Source organism: Rhizobium sp. AP16, assembly GCF_000281735.1.
GTDB classification, from domain to species: domain Bacteria; phylum Pseudomonadota; class Alphaproteobacteria; order Rhizobiales; family Rhizobiaceae; genus Rhizobium; species Rhizobium rhizogenes.
The window spans coordinates 106,341-123,799 of record NZ_AJVM01000002.1 but is presented as its reverse complement, the minus strand read 5'-3'; the positions used below and the strand labels follow the sequence as shown (position 1 = coordinate 123,799).

Sequence of the window (17,459 nt, the reverse complement as noted above, 5' to 3'; positions counted from 1 at the left end):
GGCGGCCGGCCACACCTCGATCCTCGGCCAAATGGCGGATCTGGAGCTGCCGATCGAAACCCATGTGCTGCAGGCTTTTGTCTCGGAAGGGCTGAAGCCGGTGATCGACCACGTCATCACCTATAGCGCCGGACATTTCTATATATCGCAGTCGGACAAGGGCGGTTTGGTCTTCGGCGCCGATATCGATTACTACAGCTCCTATGCCCAGCGCGGCAATCTGGCCACCGTCGAGCACACGATGGAGGAGGGAGTGTCGCTGATCCCCGGCCTGTCGCGCGTTCGCGTGCTGCGCACTTGGGGCGGGGTGATGGATATGAGCATGGACGGCTCCCCGATCATCGACCGCACCCATATCGACAATCTCTATCTGAACTGCGGCTGGAACTATGGCGGCTTCAAAGCGACGCCGGCCTCTGGTTTCTGCTTTGCGCACCTGATCGCCAAGGGCGAGAGCCACGAGGTCAGCCGCTTCATGCGTCTCGATCGCTTCGAGCGCGGTTTTGTGATCGACGAAAGCGGCAAGGGTCCGCAGCCGAATCTGCATTGAGGGCACGAAACCAATGGCAAGCTTGATCAACTGCCCGCATTGCGGCGCGCGCCCGAAAGAGGAGTTCACCATTCGCGGTGCCTCGGTCGTCCGTCCGGCACCGTCCGCGCCGGATGAGGACTGGCATCGCTATGTCTATATTCGCGACAATGAGCGTGGGCGCATTCTCGAGGATTGGCACCATGCGGCTGGTTGCCGCCGCTGGCTGATCGTCGAGCGCAGCAATGTCACCCACGAGGTTTTCTCCGTCACCGATGCGGCCGACAAGGCGCGGGAGGCGGCGCAATGACCGCCTATCGTCTCGCCGCTGGCGGCCTCGTCAATCGCAGCCGGCCGCTTTCGTTCAAGTTCGACGGCAAGGATATGAAGGGTTTGGAGGGCGATACGCTCGCCGCCGCCCTTCTTGCCAACGACCAGCTGCTCGTCGGTCGCAGTTTCAAATATCATCGGCCGCGCGGCATTCTGACAGCGGGCTCGGCCGAACCGAACGCGCTGGTGACGATCGGTAAGGATGGGCGTACTGAACCGAACACGCGGGCGACCGTTGCCGAACTCTATCAGGGCATGACGGCCGTCAGCCAGAATCGCTGGCCGTCGCTGAAATATGATGTCGCCTCGATCAATGGGCTGCTGTCGCCCTTCCTCGGCGCCGGCTTCTACTACAAGACCTTCATGTGGCCGGCAGCCTTCTGGGAGAAGGTCTATGAGCCGCTGATCCGCCGCGCCGCCGGTCTCGGCAAGGCGGTGATGGAGCTCGATCCGGATCGTTACGAGAAAGCCTGGGCGCATTGCGACCTGCTGGTGATCGGCTCCGGCCCGGCCGGGTTGATGGCGGCGATGACTGCGGCGCGTGCCGGTCTGCGTGTCGTCGTTGCCGATGAGGGATTTCGTCTGGGCGGATCGCTGCTATCCGAACGGCTGTCGATCGGCGGCGTTTCCGCCGCTGCCTTCTTGCATACCGCGCTCGAGGAGCTTCAAAGCTTCGAGAATGTCACCTTAATGCCGCGCACCACGGTGGTTGGCTGGTACGACGACAATGTCTTCGGCGCGGTCGAAAAAGTGCAGAAGCATGTGGCAATGCCGTCGCCCGACCTGCCGGTGGAGCGTCTTTGGCGCATCGCGGCCAAGCGTGCCATCCTTGCGACCGGCGCGGAAGAACGGCCCTTGGTGTTCGGTGGTAATGACAAGCCAGGCGTGATGATAGCGGGCGCGATGCGCAGCTATCTCAATCGCTATGGTGTTGTGGCCGGCCAGAAGGTGGCGGTGTTCACCAATGGCGGCTCCGGCTATCGCACGGCGCAGGATCTGGCCGCCGAAGGTGTCGAGATATCGGCCATTATCGATACGCGCAGTGATGCGTCGGATGCAGCGCCGCAGGGCGTTCGGGTCATCCATGGCGGCACCGTGCAGGCGACGAAGGGCAAATATCGCATCAGCGGCATCATCGCCGATCGCGGTGGCCTGGACGAGCTGATCGCCTGCGATGCGCTGGCCATCTCCGGCGGCTGGTCGCCGATCATCCATCTTGCCTGCCAGCGCGGCGCAAAGCCGGTGTGGTCGGAAGAGAAGCAGGCCTTCTTGGCGCCGACGGTCGGTGGCGAGCTGGAGATTGCCGGTTCGGCGGCAGGTATCGACGGCGTTTCGGGCTGCCTTGCCGACGGCGCTGCAAAGGCGCGGCGGGTGATCGAAAGCCTTGGCCGCAAGGCGCATGCGGCCGAGATGCCGGAGGTCGAGGGCGATTACGATCCGTCCTTTGCGGCAACCTGGCATATGCCGGGCGCCAAGGACAAGGCCTTCGTCGATTTCCAGAATGACGTGCACACCAAGGATCTGGGTCTGGCGCTGCGCGAAGGCTTCGGCCATGCCGAGCACGCCAAGCGCTACACGACCAGCGGCATGGCGACGGATCAGGGCAAGCTCGGCAATGTCAACGCCGCCGGGATCATCGCCGGCATGCGTGGGGTCAGCCCGGCCGCTGTGGGAACGACGACATTCAGGCCTTTCTACACGCCTGTCTCCTTCGGTGCCCTGGCGGGCACGTCGCGCGGCAAGCATGCGCATCCGGTGCGGGAATCGCCGCTGCATGGCTGGGCGAAGAAGAACGGCGCTGTCTTTGTCGAATCCGGCCTGTGGTACCGCTCCTCGTGGTTTGCGCGCGCCGGCGAAAAGACCTGGCGCGACAGCGTCGACCGGGAGGTGCTGAATGTCCGCAGCAATGTCGGCCTCTGCGATGTCTCGACACTCGGGAAGATCGAAATCTTCGGCAAGGATGCCGCCGAATTTCTCAATCGGCTCTATTCCAATGCCTTCCTGAAGCTGCCGATCGGCAAGGCGCGTTACGGACTGATGCTTCGCGAAGACGGCATCGTGTTCGACGACGGCACGACGAGCCATCTGTCGCCGAATCACTTCTTCCTGACCACCACGACCGCAATGGCCGGTGAGGTGATGACGCATATGGAGTTCTGCTCCCAGAACCTCTGGCCGCAACTCGACGTGCGTTTCGTTTCCTCGTCGGATCAATGGGCGCAGATGGCGATTGCCGGGCCGAAGGCGCGGCTGGTTCTGGAACAGATCGTCGAGGACGATATTTCCGATGCGTTCTTCCCGTTTCTCGCCGCTTCGGAGGTGATGCTGAAGGGCGGATTGAAGGCGCGGTTGTTCCGCATCTCCTTCTCCGGTGAACTGGCTTATGAGCTCGCCGTTCCCGCCGGTTACGGCGAGGCAGTGGCGGACGCGGTCATGGAGGCGGGCAAGGCGCATGGTATCTGCGCCTACGGCGTCGAGGCGCTGAATGTGCTGCGCATCGAGAAGGGCCATGTCACTCACAACGAACTCGATGGCCGCACCACGCCCGACGATGTCGGTCTCGGCCGGATGATGTCGACGCAGAAGCCGGATTTCATCGGCAAGCGTCTCTCGACCCGCTTCGGCCTGACCGCCGCCGATCGTGGCCAGTTCGTCGGGTTGAAGCCGCTTGAGGCCAGCAAGGAAATCCGGGCTGGCGCGCACCTCCTGAGGGAGGGCGCCAAGCCGTCGACCGCGAATGATCAGGGGCATGTCTCCTCGGCCTGCTTCTCGCCGGTTCTAAATCATTTCATCGCGCTCGCCTTTCTGAAATCGGGTCGCGAGCGGATCGGCGAACATGTGATCGTCTGGGACGGATTACGCGGCGAGGAGGTTGTTGCCGAGGTCTGCAATCCGGTCTTCGTCGATCCCGACAACAAGAAGCTTTTAGGGTGAGAGTCTGATGAGCGCCGCATATCAAAACAGGCACGTTCTGGAAGATCATATCTCCGGTTTCGAGGCCGAGCCCAATCCGAACCATCTCGCCGTCGTCCGTCGCCCGGTCATCTTCTCCGTCCTTGGCCATGCTGGGCAGGAGGGCTGGACGCTGGCGGCGCTGAAGGCGATGCCGGATATTTCCGTGCGCCATGTCGGGCCTGGCGAGTGGCTGGCGGTGTCCGAGACGCTCGCGGCGGAGAGCCTGGCGCGGGACCTCGCCATGCTGGATGCGGCCCGTGCTTCCTTTTTCGAGCAGAGCGACGGTCGCGTGGTGTTGCGCCTTTCCGGGCCGAGCGTTCGCCGCATCCTGGCGAAATGCGTGGCGGTCGATCTGCATCCGCAGGTCTTCGCCGAGGGTCAGTCGGCCAGCATGTTGTGCTGCCATGTCAGTGCCAATCTCGCCCGCACCGGCCCCGACCGTTTCGAAATCATCGCGCCGCGCTCCTATGCCGGCAGTGTTTTCGAGGAGGTGATGGAGATGGGGCGCGAGTTTGCGTTGACGGCCGGCTTCGCCGATTGAGACTGCAATCCTGAGCGGTGTGACGCGGTTTTCCGACGGGTCCATAAGCCCGAAAGCGAATGGCGCGATCCGAACAATCGCGATGGCGCAAACAGACATATCGGTTTCGCAGTTCGGGCTATTTGGCCTCTTGGATAGTCTCTAGGCTGCCCTGCAAATATGGCCGGTCACAGGGGAAAACTCCTTGCGGCTTCGAGCCGAAAACAGGGGATTTCCAGATGAAAAGCCATGCCAGGGTCGTCGTCATCGGTGGCGGTGTCGTCGGATGTTCGGTGCTTTATCACCTGACGAAATTCGGCTGGACGGATGTCGTCCTGCTTGAGCGATCCGAGCTGACATCGGGCTCAACCTGGCATGCGGCCGGCGGCATGCACACGATCAACGGCGACCCGAATGTCGCCAAGCTGCAGAAATATACGGTCGAGCTCTATAAAGAAATCCAGGAGTATTCCGGCCAGGATATCGGCCTGCACATGACCTCGGGCCTTATGCTGGCTGCGACGCCGCAGCGTTTCGACTGGCTGAAGTCGATCCTCGCCAAGGGACGTTACAACGGTCTGGAGGCGACATTGCTGACGCCGAAGGAAGCGCACGAGATGATGCCGCTTCTCGACCCCGACCAGTTCGTCGGCGCTCTCTACGATCCCGTCGAGGGTCATCTCGACCCTTACGGCACCACGCATGCCTATGCCCGCTCTGCCAAGAAAAACGGCGCCGACATCTATCTGCATACCAAGGTGGAAGAGCTGGTACAGCGCGAAGACGGCTCCTGGCGGGTTATCACCAATCAGGGCGAGATCATCGCCGAGCATGTCGTCAATGCCGGTGGCCTCTGGGCGCGCGAGGTCGGCCGCATGGTCGGGCTGGAACTGCCGGTGCTTGCCATGGAGCACATGTATCTGATCACCGAGGATATGCCCGAGGTGATGGACTTCAACAAATCCACCGGCAAGGAGCTGATGCACTGCGTCGACTTCGATGGTGAGATCTATCTGCGCCAGGAGCGGCAGGGCATGCTGATGGGCACCTATGAAAAGGCCTGTCGCCCATGGTCGCCGGTGACCACCCCTTGGGATTTCGGCCATGAGCTTTTGGCCGAGGATATCGAGCGTATCACGCCGGAACTGGAAGTTGGCTTCCGACATTTCCCTGCCTTCAATAATGCCGGCATCAAGAAAATCATCAACGGCCCTTTCACCTTCTCGCCTGATGGTAATCCGCTGGTCGGTCCGGTGAGGGGCTTGAGGAATTACTGGTCAGCCTGCGCCGTCATGGCCGGCTTCAGCCAGGGCGGCGGCGTCGGGTTGGCGCTCGCTAACTGGATGATCCATGGCGACCCGGGCTTTGATGTTTTCGCCATGGATGTCTCGCGCTACGGCGACTACGCGACGCTAGCCTACACCAACGCCAAGGTGCGCGAGAATTATACTCGCCGCTTCTCCATCCGCTATCCCAACGAGGAGTTGCCGGCGGCGCGGCCGCTGCTGACGACGCCGATCTATGACAAGCTCAAGGCGGCGGGCGGTGTTTTCGGGGCATATTATGGGCTGGAGCAGGCGCTGTGGTTCGCGCCCGAGGGTGAGGTCGACCAATTCTCCTGGCGGCGTTCCAACGATTTCGATGTCGTCGGTGCGGAAGCCAAGGCGGTCCGCGACAGCGTCGGGCTGATGGAGACCTCCGGTTTTGCCAAATATTCGGTCAAGGGATCGGGTGCGGAAGCCTTTCTCGACCGGCTGCTTGCCTGCCGCATTCCGGCTATCGGCCGTATGACGCTTGCGCCGATGCTGAAACATGACGGCAAGCTGATCGGCGACTTCACGCTCGCAAAAATGGGTGAGGGTGATTTCCTCGTCATCGGTTCCGGCATCGCGGAGGCCTATCACATGCGCTGGTTCGAAAGCCTGCTGCCGAAGGATGGCTCGGTGGAGCTGAAGGCGCTCGGCCTGTCGCTGCTCGGCCTCTCCATCGCCGGACCGAATGCGCGCAAGCTCCTGGAAAAGCTGACGCATCAGGATGTCTCCTCAGCCGCTTTCCCCTTCATGTCCATCCGGCGCATGGATCTCGGCATGGCGCCCGCTATTGTCGGCCGTGTCTCCTATACCGGCGATCTCGGCTACGAGATCTGGATGAAGCCGGAGCATCAGCGTTATCTCTTCGACCTGCTGATGGAGGCGGGCACCGAATTCGGCATCAAGCTCTTTGGTTTGAGAGCCCTGAACGCGCTGCGCCTCGACAAATCCTACGGCAGCTGGGCGCGCGAATATCGTCCGCTTTATGGGCCTCTGGAGGCAGAGCTCGGGCGATTCGTGGCGCTTTCCAAGGAGGCGGACTTCATCGGCAAGGCAGCGGCCGCTAGGGAGAAGGCCGAGGGTGGAACGATGCGGCTGCGCACCTTCATTCTGGCTGCGAAGGATGCCGATGTCATCGGCGATGAGCCGATCTATCATGATGGCGCCGTTTGCGGCTGGGTAACATCTGGTGGCTACGCGCACGCCTCGGGCGTTTCGGTCGCCATCGGCTATGTGCCCAAGGAGATTGCCGACGAAACGCAGGGATGGTCGATCGAGCTGCTCGGCGACATGGTGCCGGCAACTCTGCAGCCACTGCCGCTGTTCGATCCCCACGGTGCGCGCATGCGCTCCTGAACATCAGCCTCTAGCGAATGGAACGGGCTCGCTGGAGAGCCTGTTCCCGAAGAGATATTTTCGGCCTAAACCATCTATTATGCTGTCTTGGCTGTTTTTTGAGCTGGAACATGCCGTTTTTCTACCATTTCTGGTTCGATTTGCGCCATTGCACAGTCATTTGAAAAGAATTTGTCAATTTCCTGCCTTTTTGGCTTCACATTTCCTTCGAAAGCAGTATGGAATCGCGCCCAAGGGCCCTCTCGAAAGGAACCTCAATCAATAAGAGATGCGGTCCATAGACTCCGCATCCAGGGGAAATGACATATGGATTATTTTATCCAGCAGCTCCTAAACGGGCTGACTCTCGGGTCTATTTATGGCCTGATCGCCATTGGCTATACCATGGTTTACGGCATCGTTGGCATGATCAACTTTGCCCATGGCGACGTTTTCATGCTCGGTGGCTTCGCCGCTCTCATCACTTATCTGGTTCTTGTATCGTTCTTCGCCGGTCTGCCGGTGGCGGTCTTGCTTCTGGTCATGCTCATCGTCGCCATGTTGATGACGAGCCTGTGGAACTGGGTGATCGAGCGCATCGCTTACAGGCCATTGCGCGGTTCGTTCCGCCTGGCACCGCTGATTACTGCAATCGGCATGTCGATCGTGCTGTCGAACTTCATCCAGGTCGCTCAGGGCCCGCGCAACAAGCCGATCCCGACGCTGGTGGGCGATGTGTATAATTTCGACGGTGTATCGCTGTCGCTGAAGCAGATCATCATCTTCGTCATCACGGTCGTCCTGCTCGCGGCCTTCTGGTACCTGGTTAACAAGACAGCACTTGGCCGCGCCCAGCGCGCCACGGAGCAGGACCGCAAGATGGCGGCGTTGCTCGGCATCAATGTCGACCGGACCATTTCCGTCACTTTCATCATGGGCGCGGCACTCGCCGCTGTCGCAGGCACTATGTACCTGATGTATTATGGTGTCGCCAATTTCACCGACGGGTTCACCCCCGGTGTCAAGGCGTTCACTGCGGCCGTTCTCGGCGGCATCGGCTCGCTGCCGGGCGCCGTTCTCGGCGGCCTGATGATCGGCTTCATCGAATCGTTCTGGTCGGGCAATTTCGCCATCGCGTATAAGGATGTCGCGACCTATGCCATCCTCGCCTACGTGCTGATCTTCAAGCCGACCGGTATCCTCGGACGGCCGGAAGTCGAGAAGGTATAACGCCATGGCAAATTCAAATTTCGTTGCAGGCAAGACCGCGCCCGGCCTTGTCCGGAAAGGGCTTACCGACGCCCTCTGGACGGCGCTCATCACCTTCGGCATGTTCGTGCTCTATATCGGCCTGAAGACCGATCAGAACATCGACAACCAGTTGGTTATCGTTCAGCGCTGGGGCCTTCTGGCATCCATCGTCGCCATTGCGACGGTCGGTCGCTTCTTGGTTACGGTCTTCATCCAGCCTCAACTGGCAGCACGGAAGGCAACCAAGGCGAAGGCGCCGCCGGTCGTGGCCGAGCCAGGCTTCGTCTCGAAGAACTTCAACAAGATGGCCTTGGCCTTCCTGCTCGTCTATCCGATGCTGGCGCTGGCGCTCTTCGGCCCGCAGGGATCGCTGACCTATGTCGACAATTTCGGCATCCAGATCCTGATCTATGTGATGCTCGCCTGGGGCCTGAACATTGTCGTCGGCCTTGCCGGTCTGCTCGACCTTGGCTATGTCGCCTTCTATGCCGTCGGCGCCTATTCCTACGCGTTGCTGTCGACGCATTTCGGCCTGTCCTTCTGGATCCTGTTGCCGTTGTCCGGCATTTTCGCCGCCCTTTGGGGCATGGTCCTCGGCTTTCCGGTGCTGCGCCTGCGCGGTGACTATCTGGCGATCGTGACGCTGGCTTTCGGCGAAATCATCCGTATCGTGCTCACCAACTGGACTGATGTCACCAAGGGCAGCTTCGGTATCTCCAACATCACCAAGGCATCGCTGTTCGGCCTCTACACCTTCGATATGAAGGATCCGCACAACGTCATCAGGACCTTTGGCCTGTCGACGTCGTCGGCCTGGTACAAGATCTTCCTGTTCTACGTCATCCTGGCGCTCTGCGCGTTGACCGCCTATGTGACGATCCGGCTGCGCCGCATGCCGATCGGTCGTGCCTGGGAAGCGTTGCGTGAAGACGAGATCGCCTGCCGCTCGCTCGGCATCAACACCGTGACGACCAAGCTGACGGCCTTTTCCACCGGCGCTATGTTCGGCGGCTTTGCCGGCTCCTTCTTCGCTGCCCGCCAAGGCTTCGTTTCGCCGGAGTCCTTCGTGTTCCTTGAATCGGCGGTCATCCTTGCCATCGTCGTTCTCGGCGGCATGGGTTCGCTAAAGGGCATCGCCATTGCCGCGATCGCCATGATCGGCGGTACCGAACTATTGCGCAGCATGGGCTTCCTCAAGATTATCTTCGGTGCCGATTTTACGCCGGAACTCTACCGCATGCTGATTTTCGGCCTCGCCATGGTGGTCGTCATGCTGGTGAAACCGCGCGGCTTTGTCGGAACTCGTGAGCCGACCGCCTTCCTCAAGGAGCGAAGAGCGGTGTCCGGCAGCTTTACCAAGGAGGGCCACGGCTGATGAACGCTGTGACCACAACCCCCGACGACGTCCTGCTAAGGGTCGATCATCTTTCGATGCGCTTCGGCGGCCTGATGGCCATCAACGACTTCTCCTTCGAGGCCAAGCGCGGCGATATCACCGCGCTGATCGGACCGAATGGCGCAGGCAAGACCACCGTGTTCAACTGCATCACCGGCTTCTACAAGCCGACGATGGGGATGATCACGCTCCACCAGAAGAGCGGCAAGGAATATCTCCTTGAGCGGCTGCCGGATTTCCGGATCACCCGCGAAGCCAAGGTGGCGCGTACGTTCCAGAACATCCGTTTGTTCTCCGGCCTGACCGTGCTCGAAAACCTTTTGGTGGCGCAGCATAACAAGCTGATGAAAGCATCCGGCTATACGGTGCTCGGCCTGCTTGGTATCGGCAAGTATAGTGTTGAGGCCAAGAATGCCATCGAGCTGGCACGCTTCTGGCTGGAGAAGGCCGATCTCGTCGATCGCGCCGATGATCCGGCCGGCGATCTTCCCTATGGCGCGCAGCGCCGCCTGGAAATCGCCCGCGCCATGTGCACCGGTCCGGAACTCCTGTGCCTGGACGAGCCGGCCGCCGGTCTCAACCCGCGCGAATCACTGGTGCTCAACGAGTTTCTGCGCAACATCCGCAAGGATGCCGGCACGTCGATCCTCCTGATCGAGCACGACATGTCGGTGGTGATGGAAATCTCCGATCATGTGGTCGTGCTCGAATACGGACAAAAGATTGCCGACGGCACGCCGGACCAGGTCAAGAACGATCCAAGAGTGATCGCGGCCTATCTCGGCGTCGAGGATGAAGAAGTGGAAGAGGTTATCGCCGAAGTCGAGCACCTCCAGGAGGGTGAACACTGATGACGGGCCAACCGCTTCTGAAAGTTGACGGCGTCGAAACCTATTATGGCAATATCCGCGCTCTTGCCGGCGTCAATGTTGAAGTCAACAGTGGCGAAATCGTCAGCCTGATCGGCGCCAACGGTGCCGGCAAGTCGACGCTGATGATGACGATCTGCGGCAGCCCGCAGGCCCGCGCTGGTTCGGTGACCTTCGACGGCCAGGACATCACCCGCATGCCGACGCATGAGATCGCCCGGCTGCGCATTGCGCAGTCACCGGAAGGACGGCGCATCTTTCCGCGCATGACGGTCTATGAAAACCTGCAGATGGGCGCGAGCCTCGACAAGCTCAAATATTTCAATGAGGATGTCGAGAAGATCTTCACCCTGTTTCCGCGCCTGAAGGAGCGTCAGTCGCAGCGCGGCGGCACGCTGTCGGGTGGCGAGCAGCAGATGCTGTCGATCGGTCGTGCCCTGATGGCGCGCCCGAAGCTGCTTTTGCTCGATGAGCCCTCGCTGGGCCTCGCACCGTTGATCGTCAAGGGTATCTTCGAGGCCATCAAGGTTTTGAACAAAACTCAGGGGCTGACCGTCTTCCTCGTCGAGCAGAACGCCTTTGCGGCGCTGAAGCTCTCCGATCGCGGCTATGTCATGGTCAATGGCCGGGTGACAATGAGCGGCTCGGGCAGGGAGTTGCTTGCCAATCCCGAAGTGCGTGCGGCCTATCTCGAAGGCGGCCACCATTGAGCCCCGTTTCGCGGAGAATTTGATATGCAGGGACTTTTCATCGATAGCGATACCGGCGGCCGCATGATCATCCGCGCGGTCATCGTGCTCCTGGGTTTCTGGACCGCATGGCGTGCCGGCCGCGCCGTGGCGTCCAACTGGAACTCTTATCCGCTGGCGGTCATCTATACATTCATGATCGGGCTTGCGCTGCAGTTCCTGCATCACGCGCTGTTCAATGGACCGGTGTTCGACCTTCTCAACTATATCGTCGACGTGGCTCTTCTGCTCGTCTTCGCCACCGCCGGATATCGTTACCGGCGTACGGACCAGATGGTGAATAATTATTATTGGCTCTATGAAAAGACCTCGGCCTTTTCATGGAAGAAGAAGAATTGACACCGCGCTGAAACTGGGCACAGTCTGAATACCAAGCTGGAAATGCTCGCGAAATCGCTTAACATATTTCGGGAACATACTTTCCAGGCGTTAAGAGACAAATATACCGGCGCGATGGTTGGTGGGTATTGCGCAGGGCAAAGCAAACGGAACCCGCTTAAAAAATTGGGAGTAACAATATGAAGAAGTATCTCATGTCGGCCGTGGCTCTGTCGGCGATGATCGCTTTCAGCGGCGTTGCGAAGGCTGACATTCTCCTTGGCGTCGGCGGTCCGTTGACAGGCCCGAATGCTGCCTTTGGTGCTCAGCTTCAGAAGGGTGCTGAACAGGCTGTTGCCGACATCAATGCAGCCGGCGGCATCAATGGCGAAAAGCTTAAGCTCGAACTCGGCGACGACGTTTCCGACGCCAAGCAGGGCGTTTCGGTTGCCAACAAGTTCGTCGCTGACGGCGTGAAGTTCGTGGTCGGTCACTTCAACTCGGGTGTTTCCATCCCGGCTTCGGAAGTCTACGCCGAAAACGGCATTCTGCAGATCACTCCTGCTTCGACCAATCCGACCTTTACTGAGCGCGGCCTGTGGAACACCTTCCGTACCTGCGGTCGCGACGACCAGCAGGGTGCAGTCGCCGGCAAGTACATTGCCGACAACTTCAAGGGCGCCAAGGTTGCTGTCGTTCACGACAAGACCCCCTATGGCCAGGGTCTTGCCGACGAAACCAAGAAGAACCTCAACGCTGCTGGCGTGAAGGAAGTTCTCTATGAAGGCATCACCCCCGGCGACAAGGACTACTCGGCCCTTATCGCCAAGATGAAGGATGCCGGCGTCGATTTCGTCTACTACGGCGGTCTGCACACCGAAGCCGGCCTGATCCTGCGTCAGCTGGCCGACCAGGGTGTCAAGGCACACTTCATGTCCGGTGACGGCATCGTCTCGAACGAGCTGGCTTCGATCGCCGGCGACGCTGTTGACGGCACGCTGATGACCTTCGCTCCGGATCCGCGCAAGAACCCGGCTTCCACCGATCTCGTCGCCAAGTTCCGCGCCGCAGGCTACGAGCCGGAAGGCTACACGCTCTACGCCTACTCTGCCGTTCAGGTCATTGCCGACGCCGCCAAGGCTGCCGGCTCCAACGACCCGATGGCTGTTGCCGACGCGCTGAAGGCAAAGGGTCCGTTCAAGACCGCCATCGGCGAACTCGGCTTCAACGCGAAGGGCGACATCACCCGTCCGGACTACGTCATGTACAAGTGGTCCAAGGGTGCCGACGGCAAATACACCTACGATGAAATCTCGAAGTAATCTTCGCGACGCCGGTTTCCGGCGATGCGTTCGATCTGGGGAGCCCGGCCATTGGCCGGGCTTCTTTCGTTCGGGGCTGCGAACTGCCGTATCGGGGGGAGGTCTCTTCACACCGCAAGCGGAGGAGTGAACAGTCTTATCTACATCTCATGCAGCACATGCGCCGCCTTGACGGCGGCAGACGCTCGGTTCTCGACGCCGAGCTTCACATAGATCTGCTCCAGATGCTTGTTCACTGTCCGGGCGGAGAGACCCAAAATCTCACCAATATCTCGGTTCGACTTGCCCTTGGCGATCCAGAGCAGCACCTCGGATTCACGCTGGGTGAGCGAGAAATGCTGGCGCAGCACGCCGTCGTCGGCGCGCTGGTTGGTGGCGGTCAGGCGGAAGAGATATTCGTCCGCGCCGATTGCGCCGAGGAAGGAGAATTGCAGGGCGGCCTGGCCGCCATTGCTGATCGAGACCAGGTTGTCGCGCGCCGGGCCGAGCCGGGCGCGCTCGCTCATGAAGGCGGCGATGTGCTTCACGACAAGTTCTAGCCCATCGTCGCTGCCGGTGGCGGCGTTGATCAGCCGGGTTGCCTGCGGTGTCGACCAATGGATCGCGCCATCGCCCTTGACCGCCAGCAGGTGCCGCCCGGCGGCATCGAGCGCCACCCGGGCGCTCTGGGCGGAGCGGGCATTGCGCAGGTGGACACGGATGCGGGCGCGCAGCTCATCGACGTTGATCGGCTTGGAGAGATAGTCGACCCCACCGGACTCCAGCGCGTGCACCACATGTTCGGTTTCGGTCAGCCCGGTCATGAAGATGACCGGGATCTGGGCGACGCCGACATTGGCCTTCAGTCGCCGGCAGGTCTCGAAGCCATCCATGGATGGCATGACGGCGTCGAGCAGGATCAGGTCCGGCGTGATGCGCTCGACAATGTTCAGCGCCGCCGATCCCGAGGTGGCGATCAGCACGGAGAAGCCTGACTGTTCCAGGGCATCGGTCAAGAATCCGAGTGCCTCCGGCGAGTCGTCCACGAGCAAGACTATATCGCGGGGAAGGGCGGGCTCAGCCAATCGGTTCTACCTTTTCGTTGTCGAATTTGCTCAGGAAATCCAGGAAGCCGTCGAGGTTGAAGGCCTGGACATAGGTGCGCAAGGCGTCGGTGAAGGGTTGGTTTTCATCCAGCTTGGCAAGGTCCGCGAGCTTCGCCTCGATCCCTCTGACATAGCCGATTTCGCCGAGCCGTATCAACTCGCGCACATGCTCTATTCCCGGGCTCCTCATCGGCAGCGGTGCCTTTGGCAGGACGGGTGCGGAGGCATCTGCATAGACCCATTTCAGGCCGAGATGCAGGGCAAGCTTGTCGCGCAGCTGGCGGATATCGATCGGCTTGGCGATTGCGTCATTGTGGCTGTCGTCGCTGTCCTTGGCGGCGGCGCTGTCGCCGATATTGGCCGACAGCATCAGGATCGGCGCCGTTTGACCGCTTTCCCTCAGCCGCGAGACCAGCTGCCAGCCGTTCATGCCCGGCATGGAGATATCGACGAGGAAGAGATCGGGCTTGATGCCCTCGATCAGCGTCAGACAGTCCGGGCCGCCGGTGGCTGTCAGCACAATGAAATCGAGTGGCGACAGCACTTCGCGCATCAGCTCGCGATGATCCTCATTGTCGTCGACGACGACGATGGTGCGGCGCGGGCCTTCATAGCCGACGATCCGCTGCTCCTGTGCCGGCGGCTTCATCGGCCGGAGCACCGCCGACAGCATCAGGCGCACCTTGAAAGTCGAGCCCTTGTCCTTCTCGCTGACGACGGCAATCTCGCCACCGAGCGTGTTGGTGAGCAGCTGCGTGATGGTGAGGCCAAGGCCGAGGCCCGGCATTGGGCGGATGCTCTCCGCTTCGCCACGCTGGAAGGGTTCGTAGATGCGGGTGAGGTCCTTCTCGGCGATCCCCCGACCGGTATCGGCAATCGTGAAAGTCGCGACTTGACTGCGATAGCCGACCTCGAAGCGAACGCTACCGGTGTCGGTGAATTTGATCGCATTGGAGAGCAGATTGACGAGGATCTGCCGCAGCCGCTTCTCGTCGGTGCGGACATAGTCGGGCAGGGCGGCGGTGGGCTCGTAAACGAAGGCAAGACCCTTGGCCTGCGCCTGCGGGCGGAACATGTCGACGATCTGGTCGAGAAAGTCCTTGATGTTGATTTCGTTGGAATAGACCTGCAGGCGGCCGGCCTCGATCTTGGAAATGTCCAGCAGCCCGTCGATCAGCCCCGACAGGTGTTCGGCGCTGCGACGGATGACTTTCAGCGAGGATTGCCGTGGCGCCGGAATGGTCTCGTCGCGCTCGAGGATCTGGGCATAGCCGAGGACGGCGTTGAGCGGCGTGCGCAATTCGTGGCTGAGGCCGACGACATAGCGGCTCTTGGCGCGGTTGGCCGCCTCTGCCGCCTCCTTGGCGCTTTGCAAGGCGGCGTCCGTCTTCTTGTGCGCGGCGATCTCCTTCAGCAGCAGCGTGTTCTGGCGCGAGGACTCTTCCTCTGCGACGACGCGGCTGTCATGGGCAAGTACGTAGAACCAGCAGACGACGCCGGCGATGACGGCAAAGACGAAGAAGACGATCAGGATGGTGCGGTCGACCACTTGCGCGGTCTCGGGCGAGGCAGAGCCCACTTGATGCGCGATCATCGCGAGGATGGCGCCGACAGCTGTGAGAGCCAAGGCGACAGCGATGCCGTAGCGGCCGAGGCGGGTAGCGAGCTTGGCGACGATGGTCGCTGGCAGCAATGTCTTGGCAACGGTGCCGACCTGCGTGTTGAGCCGCGCCTTCGGCTTGCACATGTCGTGGCAGCGGCTGTCGAGCGAGCAGCAGAGCGAACAGATCGGCGCGGCATAGGCCGGGCACCAGGCCATGTCCTCCGGCTCGAAAGGATGTTCGCAGATCGAGCAGGTGATGGTGCTGAGGTTCTTCCAGCTCTGGCGAGGCTTGCGGGCGAGATAGAACTTGCCCTTGGTCGCCCAGGCGATGGTGGGCGAGGCGATCAGCGCGATGACCAGGGTAATATAGGGGGCGAGCGAGGCGGCGACCGCGCCGAAGACGCCAAAGTGGGCGATCAGCGAGATTGTTGCCGACAGCGCCATGGCACCGAGGCCGACCGGGTTGATGTCGTAGAGATGGGCGCGCTTGAACTCGATGCCGGGCGGGGCAAGGCCGAGCGGCTTGTTGATGAAGAGATCGGCAGAGATCGTGCAGAGCCAAGCCATGGCGATGATCGAGAAGATGCCGAGCGTCTCCTCCAGCAGCTTGTAGATGCCAAGCTCCATCAGGAGCAGGGCGATGGCGACGTTGAAGATCAGCCAGATGACGCGGCCGGGATGGCTATGGGTCAGCCGGGAGAAGAAATTCGACCAGGCAAGCGACCCCGCATAGGCGTTCATCACATTGATCTTCAACTGCGAGATCATGACGAAGGCGGCCATCAGCAGCAACGCTGCATTGTGCCAGGGGATCATGTAGCCGAAGGCGGTGAGATACATCTGCGCTGGGTCGGCGGCGCGATCGGCAGGCACGCCCGAGCTCAAGGTCAGGACGACGAGAAACGAACCGGCCAGCAGCTTCGGCGCACCGATGATCACCCAGCCGGGGCCGGCGAGGAAGATGACCAGACGATGCCGCCACTTGCGATGGCCTTCCGGCGGCAGGAAGCGCAGGAAGTCGGCCTGCTCGCCGATCTGCGACATCAACGCCAGGATGACGGCGGAGGCCGCGCCGAATTCGACGAGATTGAAGGGAGCAGCGCTTCCGGGCACGCCCGAGGCATGGTGGATGCCGGCGAAAGCGCGCCAGAGGTCGAACTTGCCCCAATCGGAAAAGGCGATGAAGACGAAGGGCAGGATGTTGAGGACGATCCAGAATGGCTGGGTCAGCAGCTGGAACCGGCTGATCAGACTAACGCCGTGCGTGACCAGCGGGATGACCATGACGGCGCTGATGATGTAGCCGATCCACAAGGGGATGCCGAGCGTCAGCTCGAGCGCTCCCGACATGATGGAGGCTTCGATCGCAAACAGCATGAAGGTGAAGCTGGCATAGATCAGCGAGGTGATGGTCGAGCCGATATAGCCGAAGCTTGCACCGCGGGTCAGCAGATCGATGTCGACGCCATGGCGGATGGCATAGCGGCTGATGGGCAGGCCGATTGCCAGCATGGCGATGCTGGCGACGATGATGGCATAAAAGGCGTTGGTGGTGCCGTAGGAGAGCGTGATGGCGCCGCCGATCGCTTCCAGCGCCAGGAAGGAAATGGCGCCGATCGCCGTCTGCGAGATGCGCTGCGAGGAAAATTGCCGGGCGCTCTTGGCGGTAAAACGCAGGGCATAGTCTTCCAGCGTCTGGTTCGCGACCCAGCGGTTATATTCGCGTCTTACCGGGATGATGCGTTGCCGCGCTGCCATGCCAACCCTTCAGCAGTTCCGCCACAGTATTCCGGCGGTCCAGAGATGTCGTAACACGGATCGATACGGCACTTAAGGGCATGAGAGGGGCATAGACTGCACATTTCGCCCCGGCATCTACGTCATATT

General features: G+C 61.0%; 13 protein-coding genes. 11 read left to right on the top strand and 2 right to left on the bottom strand.

Features of this window, described 5'->3' with window-relative positions; genetic code table 11:
• The 11 genes from PMI03_RS03580 to PMI03_RS03530 all read left to right on the top strand — a co-directional run.
• Positions 1–550: FAD-dependent oxidoreductase (locus PMI03_RS03580; RefSeq protein ID WP_007689946.1), on the top strand; the 550-nt coding region annotated here is incomplete at its 5' end.
• Between the two features lie 13 nt (positions 551–563).
• Entirely contained in the window at positions 564–839 is a 276-nt protein-coding gene (locus tag PMI03_RS03575) for a sarcosine oxidase subunit delta (RefSeq protein WP_007689945.1), read from the top strand.
• Complete coding sequence (locus PMI03_RS03570; RefSeq protein ID WP_007689944.1) at positions 836–3,793, top strand: sarcosine oxidase subunit alpha family protein; 2,958 nt, start codon at positions 836–838, stop codon at positions 3,791–3,793. The genes PMI03_RS03575 and PMI03_RS03570 overlap by 4 nt, the downstream gene beginning before the upstream one ends.
• Positions 3,794–3,800: 7 nt before the next feature.
• On the top strand, positions 3,801–4,355 hold the full coding sequence (locus tag PMI03_RS03565; RefSeq protein ID WP_007689943.1) for a sarcosine oxidase subunit gamma: 555 nt from the start codon (positions 3,801–3,803) through the stop codon (positions 4,353–4,355).
• 218 nt (positions 4,356–4,573) lie between these two features.
• Positions 4,574–7,000 carry an FAD-dependent oxidoreductase gene (locus PMI03_RS03560; protein ID WP_007689942.1) on the top strand — a complete coding sequence of 809 codons (2,427 nt, stop codon included), beginning with the start codon at positions 4,574–4,576 and terminating at the stop codon, positions 6,998–7,000.
• 306 nt (positions 7,001–7,306) lie between these two features.
• Positions 7,307–8,209: a branched-chain amino acid ABC transporter permease gene (locus tag PMI03_RS03555; protein WP_007689941.1), complete on the top strand. Its 903-nt coding sequence runs from the start codon at positions 7,307–7,309 to the stop codon at positions 8,207–8,209.
• A gap of 4 nt (positions 8,210–8,213) precedes the next feature.
• Entirely contained in the window at positions 8,214–9,605 is a 1,392-nt protein-coding gene (gene livM / locus PMI03_RS03550; protein WP_007689940.1) for a high-affinity branched-chain amino acid ABC transporter permease LivM, read from the top strand.
• Positions 9,605–10,477, top strand: a complete 873-nt coding sequence (locus tag PMI03_RS03545; protein WP_007689939.1) for an ABC transporter ATP-binding protein — start codon at positions 9,605–9,607, stop codon at positions 10,475–10,477. Before livM ends, PMI03_RS03545 begins: the two co-directional genes overlap by 1 nt.
• On the top strand, positions 10,477–11,205 hold the full coding sequence (locus PMI03_RS03540) for an ABC transporter ATP-binding protein (RefSeq protein WP_007689938.1): 729 nt from the start codon (positions 10,477–10,479) through the stop codon (positions 11,203–11,205). The genes PMI03_RS03545 and PMI03_RS03540 overlap by 1 nt, the downstream gene beginning before the upstream one ends.
• A 24-nt stretch (positions 11,206–11,229) precedes the next feature.
• Positions 11,230–11,583 (top strand): DUF6867 family protein, encoded by a 354-nt coding sequence (locus tag PMI03_RS03535; protein ID WP_007689936.1) that lies wholly within the window; start codon positions 11,230–11,232, stop codon positions 11,581–11,583.
• A 179-nt stretch (positions 11,584–11,762) separates the two neighbouring features.
• The gene (locus PMI03_RS03530) at positions 11,763–12,884 is read left to right on the top strand and encodes a branched-chain amino acid ABC transporter substrate-binding protein (protein ID WP_007689933.1); all 1,122 of its coding nucleotides are present in this window, start codon (positions 11,763–11,765) and stop codon (positions 12,882–12,884) included.
• 140 nt (positions 12,885–13,024) lie between these two features.
• Here the strand turns inward: PMI03_RS03530 and PMI03_RS03525 are convergent, their stop codons facing one another.
• Together PMI03_RS03525 and PMI03_RS03520 are read right to left on the bottom strand one after the other, a co-directional pair.
• Positions 13,025–13,948, bottom strand: a complete 924-nt coding sequence (locus PMI03_RS03525; protein WP_007689931.1) for a response regulator transcription factor — start codon at positions 13,946–13,948, stop codon at positions 13,025–13,027.
• Positions 13,941–17,330, bottom strand: a complete 3,390-nt coding sequence (locus tag PMI03_RS03520; RefSeq protein ID WP_007689930.1) for an ATP-binding protein — start codon at positions 17,328–17,330, stop codon at positions 13,941–13,943. Before PMI03_RS03520 ends, PMI03_RS03525 begins: the two co-directional genes overlap by 8 nt.
• Positions 17,331–17,459: the final 129 nt, after the last annotated feature.

Bases quoted from the DNA above. Each gene is read 5' to 3' on its own strand.
- PMI03_RS03575 (WP_007689945.1), top strand. From the start codon at position 564: ATGGCAAGCTTGATCAACTGCCCGCATTGCGGCGCGCGCCCGAAAGAG.
- PMI03_RS03570 (WP_007689944.1), top strand. From the start codon at position 836: ATGACCGCCTATCGTCTCGCCGCTGGCGGCCTCGTCAATCGCAGCCGG.
- PMI03_RS03565 (WP_007689943.1), top strand. From the start codon at position 3,801: ATGAGCGCCGCATATCAAAACAGGCACGTTCTGGAAGATCATATCTCC.
- PMI03_RS03560 (WP_007689942.1), top strand. From the start codon at position 4,574: ATGAAAAGCCATGCCAGGGTCGTCGTCATCGGTGGCGGTGTCGTCGGA.
- PMI03_RS03555 (WP_007689941.1), top strand. From the start codon at position 7,307: ATGGATTATTTTATCCAGCAGCTCCTAAACGGGCTGACTCTCGGGTCT.
- livM (WP_007689940.1), top strand. From the start codon at position 8,214: ATGGCAAATTCAAATTTCGTTGCAGGCAAGACCGCGCCCGGCCTTGTC.
- PMI03_RS03545 (WP_007689939.1), top strand. From the start codon at position 9,605: ATGAACGCTGTGACCACAACCCCCGACGACGTCCTGCTAAGGGTCGAT.
- PMI03_RS03540 (WP_007689938.1), top strand. From the start codon at position 10,477: ATGACGGGCCAACCGCTTCTGAAAGTTGACGGCGTCGAAACCTATTAT.
- PMI03_RS03535 (WP_007689936.1), top strand. From the start codon at position 11,230: ATGCAGGGACTTTTCATCGATAGCGATACCGGCGGCCGCATGATCATC.
- PMI03_RS03530 (WP_007689933.1), top strand. From the start codon at position 11,763: ATGAAGAAGTATCTCATGTCGGCCGTGGCTCTGTCGGCGATGATCGCT.
- PMI03_RS03520 (WP_007689930.1), bottom strand. From the start codon at position 17,330: ATGGCAGCGCGGCAACGCATCATCCCGGTAAGACGCGAATATAACCGC.